Annotated in this window: 20 protein-coding genes; 14 read left to right on the forward strand and 6 right to left on the reverse strand. The window is 62.7% G+C overall.

All coding sequences use genetic code 11. From position 1 onward, the window contains the following. Window positions 1-455: 455 nt before the first annotated feature. The 3 genes from ACODSP_RS01905 to ACODSP_RS01915 all read left to right on the forward strand — a co-directional run bounded on the left by ACODSP_RS01905 (window position 456) and on the right by ACODSP_RS01915 (window position 5,883). Window positions 456-1,715 carry an N-acetylmuramoyl-L-alanine amidase family protein gene (locus ACODSP_RS01905; RefSeq protein ID WP_488963940.1) on the forward strand — a complete coding sequence of 420 codons (1,260 nt, stop codon included), beginning with the start codon at window positions 456-458 and terminating at the stop codon, window positions 1,713-1,715. A 110-nt stretch (window positions 1,716-1,825) separates the two neighbouring features. After that, entirely contained in the window at window positions 1,826-4,342 is a 2,517-nt protein-coding gene (locus tag ACODSP_RS01910; protein WP_488963941.1) for a penicillin-binding protein 1A, read from the forward strand. 179 nt (window positions 4,343-4,521) lie between these two features. After that, window positions 4,522-5,883 carry a hypothetical protein gene (locus ACODSP_RS01915; RefSeq protein WP_488963942.1) on the forward strand — a complete coding sequence of 454 codons (1,362 nt, stop codon included), beginning with the start codon at window positions 4,522-4,524 and terminating at the stop codon, window positions 5,881-5,883. Between the two features lie 149 nt (window positions 5,884-6,032). Here the strand turns inward: ACODSP_RS01915 and ACODSP_RS01920 are convergent, their stop codons facing one another. Next, complete coding sequence (locus ACODSP_RS01920) at window positions 6,033-7,454, reverse strand: methyl-accepting chemotaxis protein (RefSeq protein WP_488963943.1); 1,422 nt, start codon at window positions 7,452-7,454, stop codon at window positions 6,033-6,035. A 307-nt stretch (window positions 7,455-7,761) separates the two neighbouring features. Between ACODSP_RS01920 and lpdA the strand changes: the two genes are divergently transcribed. The 5 genes from lpdA (at window position 7,762) to ACODSP_RS01945 (ending at window position 12,137) form a co-directional block, all read left to right on the forward strand. Next, entirely contained in the window at window positions 7,762-9,171 is a 1,410-nt protein-coding gene (gene lpdA, locus ACODSP_RS01925; RefSeq protein ID WP_488963944.1) for a dihydrolipoyl dehydrogenase, read from the forward strand. Between the two features lie 167 nt (window positions 9,172-9,338). Next, window positions 9,339-10,298, forward strand: coding sequence for a lipoyl synthase (lipA, locus tag ACODSP_RS01930; protein WP_488963945.1), 960 nt, complete (start codon window positions 9,339-9,341; stop codon window positions 10,296-10,298). Between the two features lie 14 nt (window positions 10,299-10,312). Next, the gene (locus ACODSP_RS01935; protein WP_488963946.1) at window positions 10,313-10,744 is read left to right on the forward strand and encodes a type II toxin-antitoxin system RatA family toxin; all 432 of its coding nucleotides are present in this window, start codon (window positions 10,313-10,315) and stop codon (window positions 10,742-10,744) included. Between the two features lie 503 nt (window positions 10,745-11,247). After that, window positions 11,248-11,889: a hypothetical protein gene (locus tag ACODSP_RS01940; protein WP_488963947.1), complete on the forward strand. Its 642-nt coding sequence runs from the start codon at window positions 11,248-11,250 to the stop codon at window positions 11,887-11,889. Beyond that, window positions 11,889-12,137 (forward strand): helix-turn-helix domain-containing protein, encoded by a 249-nt coding sequence (locus ACODSP_RS01945; protein ID WP_488963948.1) that lies wholly within the window; start codon window positions 11,889-11,891, stop codon window positions 12,135-12,137. The genes ACODSP_RS01940 and ACODSP_RS01945 overlap by 1 nt, the downstream gene beginning before the upstream one ends. 149 nt (window positions 12,138-12,286) lie before the next feature. On the opposite strand, the gene purU is transcribed toward ACODSP_RS01945, so the two are convergent. After that, complete coding sequence (gene purU / locus ACODSP_RS01950) at window positions 12,287-13,159, reverse strand: formyltetrahydrofolate deformylase (RefSeq protein WP_054167376.1); 873 nt, start codon at window positions 13,157-13,159, stop codon at window positions 12,287-12,289. A gap of 194 nt (window positions 13,160-13,353) precedes the next feature. Between purU and ACODSP_RS01955 the strand changes: the two genes are divergently transcribed. The 4 genes from ACODSP_RS01955 to ACODSP_RS01970 all read left to right on the forward strand — a co-directional run bounded on the left by ACODSP_RS01955 (window position 13,354) and on the right by ACODSP_RS01970 (window position 19,597). Then, window positions 13,354-13,788 carry a MerR family transcriptional regulator gene (locus tag ACODSP_RS01955; protein WP_488963949.1) on the forward strand — a complete coding sequence of 145 codons (435 nt, stop codon included), beginning with the start codon at window positions 13,354-13,356 and terminating at the stop codon, window positions 13,786-13,788. 124 nt (window positions 13,789-13,912) lie between these two features. Then, window positions 13,913-15,055: a thiolase family protein gene (locus ACODSP_RS01960; RefSeq protein WP_488963950.1), complete on the forward strand. Its 1,143-nt coding sequence runs from the start codon at window positions 13,913-13,915 to the stop codon at window positions 15,053-15,055. Window positions 15,056-15,084: 29 nt separating this feature from the next. After that, window positions 15,085-17,427: a 3-hydroxyacyl-CoA dehydrogenase/enoyl-CoA hydratase family protein gene (locus ACODSP_RS01965; protein ID WP_488963951.1), complete on the forward strand. Its 2,343-nt coding sequence runs from the start codon at window positions 15,085-15,087 to the stop codon at window positions 17,425-17,427. A gap of 376 nt (window positions 17,428-17,803) precedes the next feature. Further along, window positions 17,804-19,597, forward strand: coding sequence for an acyl-CoA dehydrogenase C-terminal domain-containing protein (locus ACODSP_RS01970; RefSeq protein ID WP_488963952.1), 1,794 nt, complete (start codon window positions 17,804-17,806; stop codon window positions 19,595-19,597). 142 nt (window positions 19,598-19,739) lie between these two features. Here ACODSP_RS01970 and ACODSP_RS01975 read toward each other — a convergent pair whose 3' ends face one another. The 3 genes from ACODSP_RS01975 to ACODSP_RS01985 form a co-directional block, all read right to left on the reverse strand. Continuing rightward, a complete protein-coding gene (locus ACODSP_RS01975; RefSeq protein ID WP_488963953.1) occupies window positions 19,740-20,114 on the reverse strand; it encodes a hypothetical protein in 375 nt (124 codons plus the stop codon). A 75-nt stretch (window positions 20,115-20,189) separates the two neighbouring features. Continuing rightward, a complete protein-coding gene (locus ACODSP_RS01980) occupies window positions 20,190-20,993 on the reverse strand; it encodes a DUF2189 domain-containing protein (protein ID WP_488963954.1) in 804 nt (267 codons plus the stop codon). Window positions 20,994-21,185: 192 nt separating this feature from the next. Further along, a complete protein-coding gene (locus ACODSP_RS01985; RefSeq protein WP_488963955.1) occupies window positions 21,186-21,554 on the reverse strand; it encodes a winged helix-turn-helix transcriptional regulator in 369 nt (122 codons plus the stop codon). Window positions 21,555-21,700: 146 nt separating this feature from the next. On the opposite strand from ACODSP_RS01985, the gene gstA reads away from it, so the two are divergent. Together gstA and ACODSP_RS01995 are read left to right on the forward strand one after the other, a co-directional pair. Continuing rightward, complete coding sequence (gene gstA / locus ACODSP_RS01990) at window positions 21,701-22,309, forward strand: glutathione transferase GstA (RefSeq protein ID WP_488963956.1); 609 nt, start codon at window positions 21,701-21,703, stop codon at window positions 22,307-22,309. Next, window positions 22,309-22,704, forward strand: a complete 396-nt coding sequence (locus ACODSP_RS01995) for a nuclear transport factor 2 family protein (RefSeq protein ID WP_488963957.1) — start codon at window positions 22,309-22,311, stop codon at window positions 22,702-22,704. The genes gstA and ACODSP_RS01995 overlap by 1 nt, the downstream gene beginning before the upstream one ends. Here the strand turns inward: ACODSP_RS01995 and ACODSP_RS02000 are convergent. Further along, on the reverse strand, window positions 22,701-23,429 hold the full coding sequence (locus ACODSP_RS02000; protein ID WP_488963958.1) for an arginyltransferase: 729 nt from the start codon (window positions 23,427-23,429) through the stop codon (window positions 22,701-22,703). The two genes, ACODSP_RS01995 and ACODSP_RS02000, sit on opposite strands and share 4 nt — an antisense overlap. Window positions 23,430-23,444 lie beyond the last annotated feature (15 nt).

The following is a 23,444-nucleotide window of genomic DNA, read 5'->3' on the forward strand; positions in this document are numbered from 1 at the left end:
CGCCATTATCCCATATGGGAAGCAGGGGGGAGCAGCCAGGATGGACCAACGCTGATGCCGGGCCTGTACCGGATGAACCGGACTGGCCAGCCCCAAGGTTTCCACTACACCGCACCCCGTTGGGGTCGAACCCGTGAGGCGTCACATCCTGGGGGCGGCTCGGGCCGGCGTCAGAGCCGGCGGCGGGGTCCCCAGGGCGACGCCAAAGCCCGTTTCAGGGCCCTGGCGAGGCGCGGTCTGTCGCGGTTGTCACCATAAACACTCCGCCCCCCATTCCACAATGGGAGAATTGCCAAAAGCGCATTTGGTCATGCCGGTGATGGGCATATCGGCGTGTTTAGGGGGCGGGATTGAGTCGGCAGGTTATGATAGGCGTTGAAGTCACTGATTCGCCGTGTTTATAGTGTTGATGAAACCAACCATCATGACCGATTCGCCCAAGGGGGAAGGGCCGCTTGTCGCAGAAGGGGGCAATCCAGTCCATGGCCGTGAAGACGGCGTTGGCGGCGCGTGCGCTGCTGGCGATTGGGTGCCTGTGTCTTCTGTGGACGGTGACAGGTGTCGCGGTGGCGCAGACACCGGTGCAGACCGCCTCCGTCGCGTCCGCCCGTATGATGCCGGAAGCCGCCCGCATCGGTGCGGCCCGGCTGGGGGATCATGGCGACAAGACGCGTTTCGTTCTGGAACTGACGCGTGAAGCGTCCTTCACTATTCTGCCCGATGCCAGTGGTGTGGCGGTTGAGATGGAGGCGGCATTGGATGCCGCCCTGCCACCAGCCAAGGGTCTGGTCAAATCCGTTTCGGTAAGGCCCGGCGCCAAGGCGGGGCATCTGCGCCTGATTCTGGCAACCACTGGCCCGGTCCGGGTGCAGTTGGCGGAGATCATTCCGCCACGTGACGGCATGCCCCCGCGTTTCGTCATGGATCTGGCGGCGGGCAAGGCCGGGCCGGGTGCCGTGCTGACCCCCGCCAGCGCCAGCATGATGACCCCGCCGGTCCCGAAGGAAAAGCCGAAGCCACCCTTGCCCATGATCGTCATCGATCCCGGTCATGGTGGTCAGGACCCCGGCGCCGTCGCGGTCAGTGGCGCCTATGAAAAGGATATCACCCTGGCCATGGCCAAGGAGGTGCGTCGACAACTTCTGGCTACCGGTCGTTACCGCGTTGCCCTGACCCGCGACAAGGATGTGTTCATCCCTTTGCGCGACCGTCCGGCTCTGGCGCGGGCTAAGGGGGCGGACCTGTTCATTTCGCTCCATGCCGACAGCATAACGGGCCGGCAGGTGCGCGGCCTGTCCATCTATACCCTGTCGGAGAAGGCATCCGACCGCGAGGCGGAGATGCTGGCCCAGCGGGAGAACCAGTCCGACGCTATTGTCGGCATGGACCTGTCGGTACAGTCTGCCGACATCGCCAATATCCTGATCGGCATGTCGCAGCGGGATACGATGAACCGGTCACGCCGCTTCGCCTCGCTGGTCTTGAAGAACCTGGACCCCAATGTCGCGGTATTGCCGGGTCCGCTGCGTTCCGCCGGATTTGCCGTACTGACGGCGCCCGACGTGCCGGCCATCCTGGTGGAGATGGGGTATCTGTCGCACAGCCAGGATGCCAAGCTGCTGGGCAGCGATACGCATCGCAAACGCATGGCGGGTTCACTGCTGCGTGCCGTGGATAGCTACTTTACCGGCAACGCGGTGCCGCAGCGGTCATGACCGCGACATAATCAGCGTCATCTTGTACTAATGGCCGAACGGTACCCGTCCGTCGCGGGTGTCGGCACATATCTATGCGGTCCCGTCCGGGGCCTTCAGGGGTTGGAATTATGAATCGCGTTGTGAAGGGCTTGTTGATCGCCGGTGTCTCGCTGGGTGTGCTGGGTATGGCCGCCGCCGGGGGTGCCTGGGTCTATTTCAGCAAGGAATTGCCCGATCATACGACGCTGGCCAATTACAACCCCTCCGTCGCCACCCGCGTGCATGCGGGCGACGGACGTCTGGTGGCGGAATTCGCCAGCGAGCGGCGGGTGTTCGTGCCGTTCGCGGCCATCCCCAAGCGGGTGACCAACGCCTTCATCTCCGCCGAGGATCAGAATTTTTACAGCCATCACGGGGTGGACTGGTTCGCGGTGCTGCGCGCGCAAGTGCAGAATGTGAAGAATATCGGCCAGGGCCGCCGTCCCATCGGCGCCAGCACCATCACCCAGCAGGTGACGCGCATCTTCCTGCTGTCGAACGAGGTCTCCTACGTCCGCAAGATCAAGGAAGCCATCCTGGCCGGTCGCATCGAAGACGCGATGGGCAAGGACAAGATCATTGAAATCTATATGAACGAAATTTTTCTGGGCAACCGCGCCTACGGCGTCGGCGCGGCGGCCCTGAATTATTTCAACAAGTCGATGGATGAACTGACCATCGCTGAAGCCGCGTTCCTGGCCAGCCTGCCCAAGGCGCCGGACCGGTATTATCGCGAGCGTCACCGCGACGCCGCCATTGCGCGCCGCAACTATGTCATCGGTCGCATGGAAGAGGATGGCTACATCACGCGGGAGGAGGCGGAGGCCGCGCGGGCCGAGCCGCTGAATTTCGCCGACCGGTCCAACGACAGCAATGTCCGCGCCGATTATTTCGTGGAGGAGGTGCGCCGCGAGCTGGCTAAGCTTTATGGTGAGCAGACGCTTTATGCCGGTGGCCTGTCGGTACGAACCACGCTGGACCCCGATATCCAGGCGGCGGCGTCCACGGCGCTGCGCAATGGTCTGCTGGCCTATGACCGCCGCGACGGCTGGCGCGGACCCATCACCCGCTTCGACAGCCTGGATGGCTGGCAGGAGCAGTTGGAGGATGTCCGCACCCCGCCCGGCGGGGAGGAATGGGACTTGGCCGTCGTGCTGTCGGCGGGGGCGGACGCGGTGGAGGTTGGTCTGGCCGACGGCTCCAAGGGTCAGATCCCGCTGTCGGAACTGAAATGGGCGCGCAAGGTCAAGGACGGCAAGTTCGTCGGCCCCAGCATCCAGAAGGCCTCCGACGCCCTGTCGCCGGGTGAGGTGGTGCTGGTGGAGCCGCTGGACGAAAAGGCCAGCAGCCTGGGCCTGCGCCAGATCCCGGAGGTGCAGGGCGCGCTTGTCGCCATGGACCCGCATACGGGCCGCGTTCTGGCCATGTCGGGCGGGTTCAGCGCCCGGATCAGCGTGTTCAACCGCGCCACCCAGGCCTATCGCCAGCCAGGTTCCGCCTTCAAGCCGTTTGTCTATCTGGCGGCCCTGGATCAGGGCTTCACGCCCAGCACGCTGGTGCTGGATGCGCCCTTCGCGCTGGACCAGGGCGGTGGATTGGGCAAATGGAAGCCGTCTAACTACACCGAGAAATATTACGGCCCGACCCCGCTGCGCGTCGGGATCGAGAAGTCGCGCAATGTCATGACGGTACGGCTGGCGCAATATATCGGCATGGAGCCGATTGTGGATGTGGCCCGCCGTTTCGGTATCAAGGATGATCTACAGCCCACCTTGTCCATGGCCCTGGGGGCGGGGGAGACGACGGTTCTGCGCCTGACGGCGGCCTATTCCATGCTGGTCAATGGCGGGCGCAAGATTGATCCCAGCTTCATCGACCGGGTGCAGGACAAGGCCGGCAAGACCGTCTATCGCCATGACATGCGCGATTGCGCGGGGTGTCAGACGGTCCTGCCCCTGGCGGCAGCGCCCATGCCCGCCGGAACGGTGCCGGTGCAGCCGGCGGCACCCGCCGTCACCCCTGTTCCCGCCGATCCCAACGCTCTGCCGCTGATCCCCGATCCGCGCGAACAGATTGCCGATCCGCGTACCGTCTATCAGATCGTGTCCATGTTGGAAGGCGTGGTTCAGCGCGGTACCGGCGTGCGCCTGCGGGAGATTGGCAAGCCGCTAGCCGGCAAGACGGGTACCACCAATGATGCCATGGATGCCTGGTTCGTCGGCTTCTCCCCCGATCTGGCCGTGGGCATCTTTGTCGGTTACGACCAGCCGCGTTCCATGGGCGACCATGAAAGCGGATCGACCATCGCGGTACCCATCGCCAAGGACTTCATGTCCGCCGCGCTGAAGGATGCACCGGCCACGCCGTTCCGCGTGCCGCCCGGCCTGCAGCTGGTCCGCATCGATCCCGAAACCGGCAAGCCGGCATCGCCGGGTCAGCGCAACGCCATCTGGGAAGGCTTCATTCCGGGAACGGAGCCAAAGGGCCAGCAAGGCGTTCTGGATGGCGGTGATGCCGGCGCCGGCTTTGTCCAGGGACAGCCGGGACAGCCGACGGGCACCACGCCGCAGCCGACAGTCGGCACCGGTACGGGCGGGGTTTACTGATCGGCATCAAATCGAATCTCGCGTCGGGTTTCAATTTGATGATTGTCCGTCGGTGTCAAGAGATCGCGGCTGTGATCTCTTGACATCAACCAATCTTTAACCATGTTCAACTTCGTTTGTCCGTTTGACAGGCGCTGATGTCTTTGTATAGTGCCGGCCCTTTTGCCAGCACTGTTCCCATGCCTGCCGATCCCGCCACGCCGCTATCGTTCAACCGTCTGCATCTGGTCCGCACTGCGGGCGGGGCGGAGGCGTTGCGCCGTGGGCTGGCGTCGCTGTCGGATGCGGATGTCCGGCATCTGGCCCGGTCCCTGGAATTCCAAGGTGTGCTGGAGGGGGAGCCGCCTGACCTGTTGTCGGCGCTGCGCCCACGCCTGCGTCAGGTCCAGCCCGAACGGGTGGGGTCGGTGGAACGTATGTGCTGGCGCCCCCTGGAACGGTTTCTGACCGACCAGACGGAGGTGGTGCAGGGCGTTCCATGGGTGGTTCCCCGCCGTATGCTGCGGCCGCTTTGGGAACTGATCGAGGCGGCAAATGCCGATCTGGTGGACCAGTTGCGTCGCCGTCACCTGACCGCCTGTTTCGACGGGGACCAGATGGCCCTGGATCAGGTGGCACATCAGGTGGTGGATCTGGCGGCCTTTATCCTGAACAACGCCATGAATATCCCGGCCCGACTTAAACTGTCGGCGGCGGAAACGGCGGTGGTGCGCTTTATTGCGCGGGTGCTGAAATGGCACCGGCTGGTCATGCCGAATGTCCGCTATTTTCAGCAGGCACAGGCCCGACAAAGCAATCAGGTGCAGGCGTTACGGCTTTACACGAATTGGTACGGCGTGTTCGAGCTGCTGGATACGCAGTTCGATCTTTATGTCCTGTACCTGTTCGAGATGACGCCAAACCCCGTGGACGTCATCGACGCCTTTCCCTTTTATTTCGATACCATGACGGAACCGTCGGGCCTGGCCGTGCAGTGGCTTCACCACCGGCTGGATAATCTGGCGGCGGATACTGCCACTCTCCTGGGCCGACCACCGCGTACACAACCGACCGAAATTCTATTGAACCTTGCCGACCGGGTCTTTGCCCTGAACCATCTGGTCATCCGCCTGCGCCGCATCCCGCTGTTCGGGACGGAAGGGGCGGGGGCGGAAGGGCTGGTTCAGCTTCTGCGTGCCCGACTTGGCTTCGACTCCGTCGAACGGCTGGGCGAGGCTTTGATGGACTGGCTGCATGATGTGCTGATGGGGCCGGCGGACAAGCGCATGCGGGCCACCATGGTGCTGGGCTCCCTGGCCGGTATCTATCCGGCCCTGCTGTTGCTCCTTGACAATGGTGAACGCGGCAACCGCGCGCACAAGCTGCGCATGCGCCTGGGTGACAAGGCCGTGGATGATATCGACCGTTACCTGCGCAGCCACGAAATGGCACCCCAGGCCCGCCACACCACCGCGTCCAACATCACCCCCATCCTGGAAATGTGCCGCGCCTTCGGCAAGGCGGAGGCGGTGACCGAACTGGAGCGGCGGTTGCGGCGGTAAGGTTTATACCGGGAGCTTTTGATACAGCCCCTTCCCGTAGGTCGTGGGTGAACGTAAGTGAACCCCGAAGAACGACGCACCATCAATGTCGGGGTTCGCCGCCGGCTCACCCACGACCTACGGCAACCGGTCTCGACCTTGGCTCTTGGTTAAACCCGATACGCCAGCCGCACGGCACCCCAGTGTTTGCCGGCGACAATGATGGGGGCGGAGCAGTCCTTCATCAGGGCAAAGGTGCCGTTGCCCATGTCGCGGCGATAGGCCTGGAGCAGGAAGGGGTTGGTGTTGCGTCCGGCGGCCAGGCCGACACGGTCATCGAAGATGCGGCGGTTGCGGCAATTGGCCGTGTTCCAGGCGACGTCGCCTTGCCGCTGCGGCTGGCTGAATTTGCGGTTATGGGTGGGCAGATAGCCGTTGCGGTCCACGGCGGCGCAGAACACCACCTTGTCCGACAGGGCCAGCGCCGGCTCCTGGATGTCGGGCAGCAGACGGTCCGTCAGGTCGGTGAAGCGGGTGCGATGCTGAACCGGCTCGGTGCCGGGGATCGGCTGATACTTGTCGTCGAACAGGTCAGCCACCGTCAGGGTCCCGTCAGCGACCGCGCGTTCAAAGGCAGCGGCCATGCGGGCGGCGATTTCGCGGACGGTGCGGATATAGGGTGTATCCACCGTCTCCACATCCAGTTCCGCGCTGTGCCCGATCAACCGTTCCGATGTGGCCAGCAGTTTGTTCAGCCGGTCGCCGGCCACCGACAGGCTGCTGGCGCTATCCTTCACATCGCCGGCCAGACCGTCAATACGGCCCTCCACGGTGGCGATGGAGCCGGCGATGGCCTGGGCAGCGCGGTCGATATGGTCCTGCTGGCTGTCCACTTCGGCCATGGCCTTGTCCAGCGTGTTCATCACGTCGCCGATGCGGGTTGTGTCATTGCGCACGGCGGTGGCCTTGGCGGCGCCGGCGGCCCCCCGTGCCGACAGATCCTTTACCTGCTGGCCCAGGTCGCGCATGGTGGCGTCAATCTCCTGCGTCGCCTCCGCCGTTTTGTTGGCCAGGGCCTTCACCTCCGTCGCGACAACCGCAAAGCCGCGTCCGGCATCGCCGGCCCGCGCCGCCTCGATGGTGGCGTTCAGCGCCAGAAGGTTGGTCTGCTTGGCGATGGTGTTAATCTCCGCCGCAACCCTTCCCACCCGGTTCAGCGCGTCGGTCAGCCCGGTCAGTTGCCGTTCGATGCCGTTCACATCCTCCGCCAGGGCGCGGATATCGGCCAGGGCGTGATCCACTTGGCTCCGGCTTTGCGCCACTTCCTGACGCGCGCGGGTGGTAACCTCGCGGGCGGCAGAGGCGGCGCCCGTCACCTTCCTGTTGCCGTCGGCCATGTCGTGCGCCTGCCGGCGAAGTTCCTCGAAGATGGCGGCCTGCCGGGCGATGCGGACGGAGACATCGCCGACATGACCGGCGACATCGGCAATGGAAACGCCCAGCGTTCCCACCTCCTGCGCCAGTTCGGCGATGGCGTTCTGTGTCCGGTGCGTGGATGTGGCGGTGTCCTGCCAGCCTGCGGCCTGATCCATGATTCCTCCCGTTACCGGTGCCGGTGTTGTTCCGCTGGTCGGCGGTGGCCCGGCTTTTTGCCCTAACAGGTGATCATCCCATCCTTTCCTAACCAAAGGTATATAGGCTTTAGTCGATTATTGCGCCGCAGCAGAAAGAACTTTTCCGATTTTTCCATCAATGCTGCAGATTATGTCCAGCCATGTGCATCGGCGGCATCTGTCCCGAAGGCCTCGCGATGGACATGGGCGTCAGGGATTGCCATAAATCCCGCGAACAAATTCCAGGACCCTGGACGGGGTCGCACAAAAACGGATGGTCATTCAAATGGCTGATACGCAGTTCGACCTCGTCGTCATCGGTGCTGGTCCCGGCGGTTATGTCGCCGCCATTCGCGCCGCCCAGCTGGGCATGCGCGTCGCCGTCGTGGAAAAGCGCAAGACGCTGGGCGGCACCTGCCTGAATGTCGGCTGCATCCCGTCCAAGGCCCTGCTGGTCGCGTCGGAGAAGTTCAGCGAGGCCAAGCATCATCTGGGTGCCTTCGGCGTGAAGGTCAGCGGCGTCGAGCTGGACCTGCCCGGCATGATGAAGCACAAGGACGAGGTGGTGAAGTCCAACGTCACGGGCGTGGATTTCCTGTTCAAGAAGAACAAGATCACCCGCTTCACGGGTCTGGGTTCCATCAAGGCCGCCGGTGTCGTCACCGTCACCAAGGATGATGGCAGCGCGGAAGATGTGGCCGCCAAGAGCATCCTGATCGCCACCGGTTCCGACGTCGCCCCCCTGCCGGGCGTCACCATCGATGAAAAGCGCATCGTGTCGTCCGACGGCGCCATCGCGCTGGACACGGTGCCGGGTCGTCTGGTCGTGATCGGCGGCGGCGTCATCGGCCTGGAACTGGGCTCTGTCTGGCAGCGTCTGGGTGCGCAGGTGACCGTGGTCGAATATTTCGACCGTATCCTGCCGACCATGGATGGCGAAGTGTCCAAGCAGATGCAGCGCATCATGGGCAAGCAGGGCATGTCCTTCAAGACCTCCACCAAGGTCACGTCCGCCGTGACCGAGGGTGAGGTGGTGAAGCTGACCATCGAGGCCGCTGCCGGCGGCAATACCGAAACGCTGGAAGCCGATATCGTCCTGGTCGCCATTGGCCGCCGTCCGTTCACCAGCGGCCTAGGCCTGGAATCCCTGGGCGTGGCGCTGGACGAACGCCGCCGCGTGAAGATCGACCATCATTTCCAGACCAACATCCCCGGCATCTATGCCATCGGCGACGTGGTCGCCGGCGCCATGCTGGCCCACAAGGCCGAGGAAGAGGGCGTGGTCTTCGCCGAAATCCTGGCCGGTCAGACGGGCCACATCAATTACGACGCCATCCCCGGCGTCGTCTACACGTGGCCGGAAGTGGCCTCTGTCGGCAAGACGGAAGAGCAGTTGAAGGCCGAAGGTGTCGCCTATAAGGCCGGCAAGTTCCCCTTCACCGCCAATGGCCGCGCCCGTTCCATGAACGCCACCGACGGTTTCGTGAAGATCCTGGCCGATGCCAAGACCGACCGCATCCTGGGCGCCCATATCATCGGCGCGTCGGCCGGTGAGATGATTGAGGAACTGGGTCTGGCGATTGAGTTCGGTGCATCCGCCGAAGACATCGCCCGCACCAGCCATGCTCACCCGACCCTGACCGAGGCCGTCAAGGAAGCGGCCCTGGCCGTGGATGGCCGCGCCATCCATATGTGATGGACGTCTCGGGGCATTGATTGAGAAAGGGCCGGAGCAATCGCTCCGGCCCTTTTGCTTTGGTCCGCCTTGCAGTGTAAGCGGGGGAGGGTGGCGGAACGCCGCGCTTGGTTCAGGGGCCGGGGCGGCTTATGTTCGGTGCCAAGGCAATTCCCAAGGTCAGGGCCATGACGATCGAAGAACCCCGCGTCCGCCACCCGGAAAAGGTCAACCGCCCGGACAACCCGATCCAGCGCAAGCCCGACTGGCTGCGCGTGAAGGCGCCGACCAGCCGTGAATATGCGGAAACCCGCGACCTGATGCGCGGCCTGAAGCTGCATACGGTGTGCGAGGAAGCGGCCTGCCCGAACATTGGCGAATGCTGGAAGAAGAAGCACGCCACCTTCATGATTCTGGGGGCCATCTGCACCCGCGCCTGCGCCTTCTGCAATGTCGCGACGGGCAAGCCGCTGAACCTGGACCCGCACGAGCCGGAAAAGGTGGCGGAGGCGGTGGGCGGCCTGAACCTGGAACATGTGGTCATTACGTCCGTGGACCGTGACGACCTGCCCGATGGCGGGGCCGACCATTTCGCCCGCACCATCCTGAACATCCGCAAGACGGCCCCTTCCACCACTATCGAAATCCTCACCCCCGATTTCATGCGCAAGCCCGGTGCGGTGGAGCATGTGGCCAAGGCCCGGCCCGATGTGTTCAACCACAATCTGGAAACCGTTCCGCGCCTCTACCCCACCATCCGGCCCGGTGCCCGCTATTTCACCTCGCTGGCCCTGTTGCAGCGGGTGAAGGAAGTGGACCCGACCATCTTCACCAAGTCCGGCATCATGGTCGGCCTGGGCGAAACGAAGGAGGAGGTGGGGCAGGTGATGGACGATCTGCGCGCCGCCGACGTGGATTTCCTGACCATCGGCCAGTATCTGGCGCCCACGCCCAAGCATGCGCCGGTGGACCGGTTCGTGACGCCGGATGAGTTCGAAAGCTACGCCACGCTGGCGCGCGGCAAGGGCTTCCTGATGGTGTCGTCAAGCCCGCTGACCCGCAGCTCCTATCACGCCGGTGACGATTTCCGGAAGCTGCGCGCCGCGCGTGAGGCCAAGCTGGCGGGCAGCCGCCCCGCTGCCGAGTGAGCGTCTGAAGTCCCATGCCGACACACGCCGAACGGCGCATCCTGCCGCACACGCCGGAGCAGCTTTACGCGCTTGTCGCCGATGTGGAGCGCTACCCGGAATTCCTGCCCTGGGCCGTGGCCTGCCGCATCCGCAAGCGGCAGGATGCGGTGATCTGGGCTGATCTTGTCATCGGCTTCAAGATGATCCGCGAGCGGTTCACGTCGAAGGTGACGTTGAACCCCGCCGCGCGCCGCATCGACGTGGAATATGTCGATGGGCCGTTCCATTACCTGAACAACCACTGGCAGTTCGAGCCGCATCCCGACGGCTGTGCCGTCGATTTCTTCGTGGATTTCGAGTTCAAGAACAAAGTGCTGCAAACCATCATCGGCGCCCTGTTCAACGAGGCCGTGAAGCGCATGGTGGCGGCGTTTGAGGGACGGGCGAAGCAGCTTTACGGGTAAGCGAGCCAGCGTTCCCCGCTCTATACGCTCGAATAATGTCGCGACGGACGTCGCCGCCGTTGATTGTCCTGCGGACCTCATTGTCCTGTGCCCGATACCCCCAGCCGCGGGTATGCGGGCAGTCGCTGTTGCCCGATGCTATCTCGTTGTAACCCCATCGCTCTTATACCATCGTCATAAATGACTGACCGTTGATGTCACTACCGAGACTTCATCGTAGCGCGGATTAGCGAAGCGTAATCCGTGGAGCGACGCCGGGGAAGCCCGCGGATTCCGGCTGCGCCTAATCCGCGCTACGTAGCCACCCCAGACCATCGGTCATGATTTTGTGCCGATGGTATTAGATACCGGCGAATGGCGGGCCTCTGGCAGCCATGACGCCTGGGCACGTCTGCTCAGGTATTGCATGTGATATTCGTTATGCATACTAAATTTTATGTTTTACATAAAATTATGGATGAGATATAGAAAATCCATGTCCGCAACGAATGGAGTTTCAAAACATGTCATTGCGTGTCCTGAACTGGATTTTGACGGCATCCATCTGGCTGCTCGGTATCAGTATCCTACTGATCCTTGGTGTCAGCCTTTACGGAGGCTTTGCCGGTAAGCAGTGGTTCATGATGTTTCCGGTTGTCTTGAGCAATGCCAGTTCCACAAGCCTGCTGGGTGATGCCCAGGCGGTGGTTGGCCATCTGTTGGCTGACCGCGCTACCTTGAACGTCGCAGTCGACCAGACGTGGATAAAATTCCTGTTTGGCGTCTCAATGGCGCTGGTGGTCGGGTTATGGCTTTACGCTGCCATCACCTTGCGACGGCTGGTCGGGGATATTGCCGGGGGTGACCCTTTTGCTGAGACGGCTGTGCCGCGCCTGCGATGGCTGGGTTGGCTGCTGATCGGTGTGAACGCAGCAACACTGCTCTCTTCCTGCCTGTTGCCGCTGACGCTGTCCGGCATCACGTTGGCGGATGGGCGCGCTCTGGTGACCAGCCCTCTATCATTCGGCTTGCCATCGACACCTTATGCCCAGGTGAAAGCCGATATCGATGGCTGGTTGGCACTCTGCGGTCTGGTCCTGCTTGCGCTGGCAGAAGCTTTCCGTATCGGTCGCAACCTGAAGGTTGAAGGGGAGGGGATCATCTGATGGCCATCATCATCAATGTCGATGTGATGCTGGCCCGGCGCAAAATGTCGGTGACCAGGCTTGCAGACGAGGTTGGAATATCCCTGACCAACCTGTCCTTGCTGAAAACCGGGAAGGTAAAAGGTATCCGCTTTGCGACCCTGAATCAGATTTGCGCGGTCCTGAACTGCCAGCCCGGCGACATTCTGGAATATCGACCGGATGAGCACCCACCGGAACCGGGGGCGGGAGGCGACGACGGCTTCTAAAAACAAAAAGGGGGCCTTTTGGCCCCCTTTTCACGTTTATACCAGCGGCCTTTAATCCCGACGGGTCGGGATTAAAGGCTTCGGCGGCATGGGCCGCCGCCGCGCCAGTCGGCGCGGATACTGACGGTCAAAATTCTTGACCGTCAGTATTACTTAAAAATCACCGTCCGCGAACCATCCATGATGATGCGGTGTTCAAGCTGCCAGCGCACGGCCCGCGCCAGCACGGCACATTCCACGTCGCGGCCCATATCGACAAGATCCTCGGGCGTGTGGCTATGGTCCACGCGCTGGATATCCTGTTCGATGATCGGGCCTTCATCCAGGACGTTGGTGACGAAATGGGCCGTGGCACCGATAATCTTCACGCCGCGTTCATGCGCCTGATGATAGGGCTTGGCGCCCTTGAAGCTGGGCAGGAAGCTGTGATGGATATTGATGCAGCGGCCTGACAGCACCTCGCAGAATTCCGGCGACAGGATCTGCATATAGCGGGCCAGCACTACCAGATTGGCGCCGCTATCCTGAATGATCTTCGTGAACTGCGCCTCTTGCGCTTCCTTGTTGCCCTTGGGCACGGGCAGGTGATGATAGGGGATGCCCGACCATTCGACAAAGCTGCGCATATCGTCATGGTTGGACACCACCGCCGGGATGTCCATGCGCAGGCTGCCCGACCGCTGACGGTGTAGCAGGTCATAAAGGCAGTGGCCGAACTTCGATACGGCGATCACCACCTTGGGCCGCACCGACAGGTCGTGCAGTTCCCAATGCATGTCATACTGGCGCCCGATGGGGGCGAACCCTTCCTTCAACGCGTCCAGATCGGGGAAATCAGCCCCATCCGCCCGGAACACCGTGCGCATGAAGAACAGGTTGTTCAGCGCGTCATTGAAATGGTTCGATTCCGTGATCGAGGCGTCATGCTTGGCAAGATAGGTTGAAACCGCCGCCACGATCCCCTTGCGGTCCGGGCACCGCACGATCAGCACATAAGGACCCTGCTCAGCAATTACCGACATGTCACGCACCCGCCACTTCAGCAAAAATTTGATCGGGCAGGAGAGTTGCGACTGGCGCGCGGGCTTGTCCACCCCCAGATTAGATAAAGGCGGCGAAAGGATGGCCGCCATGCAAAAACCGCTTGACGTGCGCGGAAGCTTAACTTACCTATTACGTAAACGTAAGCCACCTGTCAGCGACAAGGGCAGCTCTCATGCTGAACACCATCGATCAGGCCAAGTCCGCCTATAACCCGGCGCAAACCTTCACCATCGGTCAGTTGGCCGACGAATTCGGCCTGACCCTGCGGTCGCTGCGGTTTTACGAGGATGAAGGTTTGATCTCGCCGGCCCGCATGGGCCAGACGCGAATCTATACCCACCGTGACCGCGCCCGGTTGAAGCTGATCTGCCGGGGCAAGCGGCTGGGCTTCTCCATCGGGGAAATAAAGGATTTCCTCGACCTGTATGACACGGACGAGGCGCAGGTGGAGCAGATGACCTATCTGCTGCGCCGCGCCCGCGACCGTATCGTGCATCTGGAGCAGCAGTTGCGCGATGTGCAGCAGACGCTCAAGGAACTGCATGAGATCGACGGCATGATCGTGTCGCATCTCAATTCCAAGGGTGTGCCGGTTCAAACCGAATAAGCTTCTTTTCCCGGGCGGAATGATTTCATACGCTCGTTTGAATGGTTTATCCTGTCCCCAAAATCAACGGTACCGTCCGACAGAGACGGGCCGCAGCCAACCCCAGGCGAGGAGTGCTCCAGAGATGAAGAACGTCGTGATTGCCGGTTACGCCCGGTCCCCCTTCCACATCGCCAACAAGGGCGAACTGACGAAGGTGCGCCCGGACGATCTGGCCGCCGCTGTCGTGAAGGAACTGCTGGCCCGTACCGGCGTCGACGGCGCCGCCGTGGAAGACCTGATCATGGGCTGCGCCTTCCCGGAAGGGGAGCAGGGCTTCAACGTCGCCAAGCTGGTGGCGATGATCGCGGGCCTGCCGCAGTCGGTGGCGGGCGCCACCGTCAACCGTTTCTGCGGCTCGTCCATGCAGTCGATCCATCAGGCCGCCGGCGCCATCGCCATGGGCGCTGGCGACTGCTTCATCGCCGCTGGCGTGGAAAGCATGTCCCGCGTGCCGATGGGCGGTTACAACCCGATGCCCAACGCCGTCCTGCATGCCGCCAATCCGGGCGCCTACATGGCCATGGGCATCACGGCTGAAAACCTCGCCAAGAAGTTCGGCTTCACCCGCGCCCAGCAGGAAGCCTACGCGGTTGAGTCCCACGCCAAGGCCGCCAAGGCCCAGGCCGAGGGCCGGTTCGAGGCTGAGATCGTTCCCATTACCGTCCCCGGCGGCAAGGTGGTCAGCCAGGATGGCGGCATCCGCGCCGGCACCACGGCGGAGGGTCTGGCGACCCTGAAGCTGGCCTTTGATGCCGAAAACGGCACCGTCACCGCCGGCACCTCCTCGCCGCTGACCGACGGCGCGTCTGCCACGCTGGTTTGCTCGGAAGATTTCGCCAAGGCCCATGGCCTGAAGATCCTGGCCAAGATCCGCTCCATCGCCGTGTCCGGTTGCGATCCCACCATCATGGGCTACGGTCCGGTGCCGGCATCCAAGAAGGCGCTGGCCCGCGCCGGCCTGACCATCGCCGATATCGATATCGTGGAAAGCAACGAGGCGTTCGCCGTGCAGTCCATGTCGGTCGCCAAGGAACTGGGCTTCGATGCGTCCAAGGTGAACCTGGATGGCGGCGCGCTGGCGCTGGGTCACCCGCTGGGTGCCACCGGTGCCCGCATCACCGGCAAGGCCGCCAGCCTGTTGCAGCGTGAGGGCAAGTCCCTGGCGCTGGCCACCCAGTGCATCGGCGGCGGTCAGGGCATCGCCACCGTCCTGGAAGCGGTCTGATCGGCGGCTTCAAGCGGGAGGAAACACCCATGACTATCAAGAAAGCCGCCGTCATCGGCTCCGGCGTGATGGGCAGCGGCATCGCCGCCCATATCGCCAATGCGGGCATCCAAGTCTATCTGCTGGACATCGTCCCGCAGGCGGTGAAGGACAATGGCGGTGACCGTTCGGTCGTTGCCAAGACCGCCATCGACAAGATGCTGAAGACCGATCCGGCCCCCTTCATGCACAAGAAGGCCGCTTCCCTCGTCACCCCCGGCAATATCGAGGATGACCTGGAAAAGCTGGCCGATGTCGATTGGATCGTCGAGGCCGTGCTGGAGAACCCCAAGGTCAAGCACGACCTGTATCAGAAGCTGGAAGCAGTCCGTAAGGACGGCTCCATCGTCTCGTCCAACACCTCGACCATCCCGCTGTCCATCCTGCTGGAAGGCCAGTCGGAGCGGTTCGCGTCTGATTTCTGCATCACCCACTTCTTCAATCCGCCGCGCTACATGCGCCTGCTGGAAGTCGTGAAGGGTCCCAAGACCCGCCAGGATGCGTTTGACACCGTCAGCGCCTTCTGCGACCGCGTCCTGGGCAAGGGCGTGGTGGAATGCAAGGACACGCCGGGCTTCATCGCCAACCGCATCGGCACCTATTTCATGGCCGTCGCCGTGAACGAGGCCATCGATGGCGGCCTGACGGTGGAAGAGGCGGACGCCATCACCGGCCGTCCGATGGGCATTCCCAAGACCGGCACCTTCGGCCTGATCGATCTGGTCGGTCTGGACCTGATGCCGCTGATTTCCAAGTCGCTGCTGTCCACGCTGCCGGCTGACGATGATTATCGCCGTATCCATCGCGACAATGCGCTGGCCAACAAGATGATCGCCGACGGCTATACGGGTCGCAAGGGCAAGGGCGGTTTCTACCGTCAGACCAAGCTGGCCGATGGCCGCCGCGTCAAGGAAGCCATCGACCTGACGACGGGCGTCTATCGCAAGTCGGAAAAGGCAACGCTGGCGTCGGCTTCGGCCAAGACCCTGAAGGCGCTGGTGGAAACCGGCGATGCCGGCGGCGCCTATGCCTGGCGCGTGCTGTCGCAGGCGCTGTCCTACGCCGCTGACCTCGTTCCGCAGATCGCCGAACAGATCACGGCGGTCGATGAGGCCATGCGCCTGGGTTACAATTGGAAGTCCGGCCCGTTTGAGCTGATCGACCAGTTGGGCACCGGCTGGTTCGCCGAAAAGCTGACCGCTGAGGGCAAGGCCGTTCCGCACATGGTGAAGGTGGCCGCCGGTCGTCCCTTCTATAAGGTGGAAGGCGCCAAGCTGCTGTTCCTGGGCACCGATGGCAACTATGCCGAGGTGAAGCGTCCGGATGGCGTGCTGCTGCTGACCGATATCAAGCGCGGGTCGAAGCCGGTCGCCAGGAACGGCTCGGCCAGCCTGTGGGATATCGGCGACGGCGTCCTGTGCCTGGAATTCACGTCCAAGATGAATGCCCTGGATCAGGACATCATGGGCATGATCCGCAAGGCCATGGGCATCATCGGTGATGGCAAGTCCGGCGCCTACAAGGCCCTGGTCATCCATAACGAGGCGCAGAACTTCTCGGTCGGTGCAAATCTGGGTCTGGCCCTGTTCGCCATCAATATCGGCCTCTATCCGCAGATCGAGGCGACGATTGCCGAGGGGCAGAACACCTACAAGGCCCTGAAATACGCGCAGTTCCCCACCGTCGCCGCCCCGTCGGGCATGGCGCTGGGTGGCGGCTGCGAAATCCTGCTGCACAGCTCTGCCGTCCAGGCCCATGCCGAGACCTATTCGGGTCTGGTTGAGGTCGGCGTCGGTGTGCTGCCGGGTTGGGGCGGCTGTAAGGAGATGGTCATCCGCCATCTGGCCAACAAGCGTCGTCCGGGCGGCCCCATGCCGGCCCTGTCGGCCGCGTTTGAGGCCATCAGCACCGCCAAGGTCGCCAAGTCGGCGTTCGAAGCGCGCGACATGCTGATCCTGCGTCCGACCGACGGCATCACCTTCAACAAGGACCGTCTGCTGGCTGATGCCAAGGCCAAGGCCCTGGAACTGGCGGCGAACTATACCCCGCCGCAGGAGCCGGAAATCCGCCTGCCGGGTCCGACCGCGGCCGCTGCCTTCTCCATGGCGGTCGATGGCTTCGCCCAGCAGGGCAAGGCCACGCCGCATGACGTGGTCGTGTCCAAGGCCATCGGCTTCGTGCTGTCGGGTGGCAACACCGACATCACGCAGGTGTTGACCGAAGACGATCTGCTGACGCTGGAACGCGAAGGGTTCCTTGCCCTGACCAAGACCACGGGCACCATCAACCGCATCGAACATATGCTGGAAACCGGCAAGCCGCTGCGGAATTGACCCCGTTGATCCCTCACCCTCCCACCCGCCGACGCGGGTGGGCCCCTCCCTCTCCCGCAAGCGGGCGAGGGGCGAAATAAGGCCCAACGCCAATTTCTGCCCCTCGCCCACGTAAGTGGGAGAGGGAGGGGCCCAAGCCTGCCAAGGCTTGGGAGGGTGAGGGATCAAGTGCTTCCCAAGCCTGCCAAGGCTTGGGAGGGTGAGGGGCAGCAACATCCCCCTTCACGATGTTGCACAATGTTTCACATCTCCCCTGTCCACCCTATCGACGCCCCGAGGTGCCCCATCTGCCGATATGTCTGAATCCGCAATGTCGGTGCCGGACATGACGGGGGATGGTGGTCTGCCGCGGTAGCGGTCCACACGGAGAGTTCCCATGCCCGTCTATAAGGCCCCGCTCGAAGATATCAACTTCGTGCTGAATGACGTCCTGAATGCCGAACAGCTCTCCAAGCTGCCGGGGTTTGAGGATGCGACCCCCGATCTGGTCGCCTCTGTTCTCGAAGAAGCCGCCAAGCTGTGCGAGAACGTGTTGCAGCCGCTGAACCGCTCGGGTCACGAGGAAGGCTGCCACTACGAAAACGGTGTGGTGCGCACGCCCAAGGGCTTCAAGGAAGCCTATGACACGTACAAGGAAGGCGGCTGGCAGGGTCTGGCCTTCGATCCCGACTATGGCGGGCAGGGGCTGCCGCACACGATCGGCTTCGTGCTGGAAGAACTGATGTGTTCGTCCAACATGGCCTTTGCCATGTATCCGGGCCTGACCCATGGCGCCATGAACGCCATCCGGGCGCACGCCAGTGACGAGTTGAAGGCCCAGTATCTGCCCAAGATGGTGTCGTCGGAATGGTCCGGCACCATGTGCCTGACGGAACCGCATTGCGGCACCGACCTGGGCCTGATGAAGACCAAGGCCGTCCCCAATGATGATGGCAGCTATAACATCACCGGCACCAAGATCTTCATTTCCGCCGGTGAACATGACCTGACCAGCAACATCATCCATCTGGTGCTGGCCAAACTGCCGGACGGCCCGCCGGGCATCAAGGGCGTCAGCCTGTTCCTGGTGCCGAAATTCCTGCCCAACGAGAATAATGAACCGGGCGTTCGCAACGGTGTGATGTGTGGCTCCATCGAACATAAGATGGGCATCATGGCCAACGCCACCTGCGTCATGAATTTCGATGATGCCAAGGGCTGGCTGGTGGGCGAGCCGCACAAGGGCATGCGCGCCATGTTCACCATGATGAACAGCGCCCGTCTGGGTGTCGGCATGCAGGGTCTGGGTGTGGCCGCCGTCGCCTATCAGAACGCCGTGGCCTATGCCAAGGACCGGTTGCAGGGCCGGGCCCTGTCGGGCACGAAGGCGCCGGACAAGGTCGCCGATCCCATCATCGTTCATCCCGACGTGCGCAAGAACCTGATGCAGGCCAAGGCCTTCACCGAAGGTGGCCGCGCGCTGGGCTATTGGGTCGGCATGATGATCGACATGGTGGAAAAGCACCCCGATCCGGTGGTCCGCCAGGAGGCCGACGATTTCGTGGCCCTGCTGACCCCGGTGATCAAGGCCTACTTCACCGACATGGGCTATGAGGTTGCCACCAACAGCCAGCAGATGTATGGCGGTCACGGCTATATCCGTGAATGGGGCATGGAACAGTTCGTGCGCGATGCCCGCATCGCCATGATCTATGAGGGGGCCAACGGCATCCAGGCTTTGGACTTGGTGGGCCGCAAGCTGCCGCAGAATCTGGGCCGCCTGCTGCGCCGCTTCTTCCACCCGATGCAGGCGGAGTTGGAGCAGAGCCAGGAAGACCCGACGCTGCTGGAATTCGTCATTCCCGTGGCCAAGGCGTTTGGCAAGCTTCAGCAAGCTACGGCGGTTGTGGCCCAGAAGGGCATGGCCCGCCCGGATGAGGCGGGCGCCGCCTCCACCGACTATCTGCGCATCTTCGGTCTGGTGGCCGTGGGCTGGATGTGGCTGAAGATGGTGAAGGTGGCGCAGGCCAAGCTGGCCGAGGGTACCGACGGCAAGGAAGCCTTCTACGACGCCAAGATCAAGACGGCTCGCTTCTTCGTGGAAAAGATGCTGCCGGAGGTGGATTTCCGCTTCAAGAGCCTGATGTCCGGCGCCAAGTCCATGATGGATCTGGACGTCGAACAGTTCTGATCCTTCGGCAGGGTGGACTGCTCTGCAACTCAAAGGCTGCCGGTGCGACCCGGCAGCCTTTTTCTTTGCCGCCATCTGTACAAAAGAAAGGGGCCGCCGGTTCCCCGCCGGCGGCCCCTTTCCAGACGATCAGACCCTGGCTTCACTCATACTCGGCCCAGGTCTTGTCCTTCTTGCGGTCGTAAAAGATGCTGATGGTCGATACTTCGCACAGGTTGAAGCCGGACCATTCGGCCGGCGTACCGTCGTCGTAAACGACCTTCAGGTCCCAGTTGCAGGACTTTTCCGAGCGGCTGAACTCAATGTCAAAAGTTTCGCCATCAGGCATTTCATCACGGCCCAGCACATCCTCTTCCCAACTCGACGCCTTGCTGGGCGAGACATAGACCTCGGAGATCGTGTAGCCGGTCTTGTTGTTCAGCGTGAAATTCTGCTTTCCCTCCGCCCACGCGGAAGGAATGGCCAACAGGGCCGTTACTGACAGGCCCAGCAGAGCCTTGGCGAAAGCATGCATCATAAAGCCCCCATCTATGATCAACGGGGAAATGGTTGCATGCTTTCGCTGTCAGCTCAACAACTTAGCGTTGGTTGGTCAGACTACCAGCTTGCGGTACAGGTGCCAGGTGGCATGCCCCAGGATCGGCATCACCACAGCCAGCCCGACAAATAGCGGCAGGCTGCCCAGCAGCAGCAAGCCAGCGACCATCAGGCCCCAGACGGCCATCGTGACCGGATTGCGCCAGACAGCACGGGCCGAGGTAACCATGGCGTCCAGCACCCCGACACGCCGGTCCAGCAGCATGGGGAAGGAGACAACCGTCATGGTCAGTACCAGCATGGCGAACAGGAACCCGACACCATTGCCGATGACGAACATCATCATGCCTTCACGGGTGCTGATCAGCGCATTGATGAAGCTGGCGATCCCGTCATGTGGCTGGCTGGCCAGCGTCGCCATATAAATCCGCTCCGCCACACCCAGCCAGACCAGGAACACAGCCAGCAGCATCGCGCCTAGCCAGGCGATGGGCATGATCTGCCCCGAACTGCGGACATCAAGGGCGTTGCGCCAGGTGATCTCCACCCCCATCTCCCGCTGTCGCGACAGCTCATACATGCCCAGCGCTGCGATGGGCCCCATGATGGACAGGCCAGCCAGGGCAGGGTAGAGCAGGGGGACCAGATCATTCTGTGCCGCCGCAGCCGCCGCAAGACCGCCCACGATTGGATAGATCAGGCCCAGGAACAGCAGCTGTGTCGGGGCGGCCATGAAGTCGCGCACCCCCATGGACAGGGCTTCCATGAGATCATGCACGGTGATGTGCCGGATTTCCGGCATACTGACGGAACGGTCGTGGTTCATCGCCGCCTGATCGGCGGCCATGCGATAAGCCATATCCTCAACCTCCCCAAAGGCCAGCCTGTCCACCATCCTGATGAATGGCTGGCGTGTCATGGTTCGGCCATTTGGCCCGGGGAATCAAAGTCGGCATACCGGGTGACGGCTGCCGCAAGGGGCGATCGGTCGAACCCACTGCGGCAAATCATAGCAGGTTTGGCGGCTTTTGTACCGGGAAACGGTAAGGCCCTATGCCGCTTCTTCGCAGATTTCGCCCGTCCGGCTCAGCTTCAGCTTCCGCCCGACCTCCGCGATGGCGCTCAGCACCGGGATCAGTTCGCCGCCCAGATCGGTCAGCCCATATTCCGTGGAGGGCGGGGACGTGGGCATGACGGTCCGCACCACCAGCCCGTGCTGTTCCAGCATGCGCAGCCGGGCGGTCAGCGTCTTGGCCGAGATCTGCGGCATGTCGACCCGCAACTCCCCGAACCGCCTGGGTGTCGCCTGCAAATGCCAGAGCACGTGCGTGGTCCAGGCGCCGCTCAACATGTTCATGAATTCCGACACGGGGCAGTAAGGTGCCGGGACGACGGGGTTCTTGCGGATTTTCAAGGCCATGGCGGGGAGATTCCGGTTACCGGTTCGAAACTTCAAAATGCAGGTTACCAGAAGTAACCAGCTATACAATGGCAACTATCTTCGCCATTCTCCGCGCCATCACCCAGGCCCCTGAACGGGGCGATGATCCAGACTGAGGAAACAAGATGAAGCTCTATTACAAGCCCGGCGCCTGCTCGCTGGCCTCCCATATCGCCCTGCGCGAAGCGGGTTTCAATCCGGAGATCGAGGCGGTGGATCTGCCCACCCACAAGACCGCCGGCGGCGTTGATTTCTACACGATCAACCCCAAGGGCTATGTCCCCGCCCTGATCACCGACGAGGGTGAGCTGCTGACCGAAGGCGTGGCCATCATGCAGTATGTGGCCGACCTGAAGCCCGATGCCAAGCTGCTGCCGCTGCCGGCCACGCTGGCCCGCGCCCGCGTGCAGGAAGCGCTGAACTTCATCGCGACCGAGGTGCATAAGGGCTTCAGCCCCTTCTTCAACCCGACCACGCATCCCGACACCAAGGCCGCCGTGCCGGCCAATGTCGGTCGTCGCTTCGACGCGCTGGAGGCGCAGTTGGCCGATGGCCGCGATTATCTGCTTGGGGCCGACTTCACGGTTGCTGATGGCTATCTGTTCACGGTCCTGGGCTGGTCGCCCTATGTCGGGCTGGATCTGGTGAAGTGGCCGAACCTGTCGGCCTATCGCGCCCGCATCGCCGCCCGTCCGGGCGTGCAGGCGGCGCTGAAGGCGGAAGGCCTGATCTGATGGACGGCGCGACCCCGGCAATACCTGACTTCGCCGGGGTCACCGCCCTGATGGCCGATTATTTCGACGGGCTGTATCATTCCGATGCGGCCCGTCTTGGCCGGATTTTCCATCCGCAGGCGGTCTATGCCTGCGCGACGGAGGGGCGGTTGACCCATCTGACCATGGATGCCTATCTGCCCATCGTGGCCGCCCGGCAGTCCCCCGCGAGCCGGGGAGAGGTGCGGCGGGATGAGGTGGTCTCCATCACGTTTGCCGGCCCCGTGACGGCCCTGGTCCAGGCACGATGCGCCATCGGACCCAAGCATTTCACGGATTTCCTGAGCTTGGTGAAGCTGGAGGGCCAGTGGCAGATCATTGCCAAGACCTTCCATTTTGATCTGATGGAAACCTAAATCGTCAGCGGCGCCCAGCCGTCGCGGCCAAGCGCTTCCAGCGGCTGGAAATTCGCCTTGTATTCCATCTTGGGGCTGCCCTCGATCCAATAGCCCAGATAGAGATAGGGCAGCCCTTCCTGACGGCAGCGTTCGATCATGGCCAGGATCAGATGCGTACCCAGGCTGCGCTTGGGGTCTTCGGGATCATAGAAGCTGTAGACAGCGGAATAGCCATCTTCCAGCCGGTCCACCAGCATGGCCCCGCGCAGCCGGCCCGCCTCGTCACGGGTTTCGGCCATGAAGGTATTGACCTGCCCTTCGTCCACCATGGAGGCGAAATCGCCGGGCGTCATGCGGTTCATGTCGCTGTCGCTGTGGCGGGCATCCTGGTAGAGGGCGAAAAGCTGAAACTGTTCCATCGTCGATGCGGCGGGGACGACATCCAGCACCAGATCGGTATTGGCGCGCAGGATGCGGCGGTTGGTCCGCCCCGGCACGAAGGTGGCGACCGGCACCCGCACCGGCACACAGGAACTGCACCCCGGACAGACGGGGCGATAGACGATGTCGTGGCTGCGGCGGAAGCCGGCCCGCGACAGGGCCGAATTCACCTCTGCCGCCTGTGGTCCCACCAGCCGCGTGAACAGCTTCCGCTCCACCCGTCCCAGCAGATAGGGGCAGGGCATGGGGCCGGAGCGGAAGAATTGCTGCAAGGGCCGGTGCAGGGGTGGGATGACACTCATTCGTGGCCCTGGCGC

The organism is Niveispirillum sp. FG156, assembly GCF_057809555.1.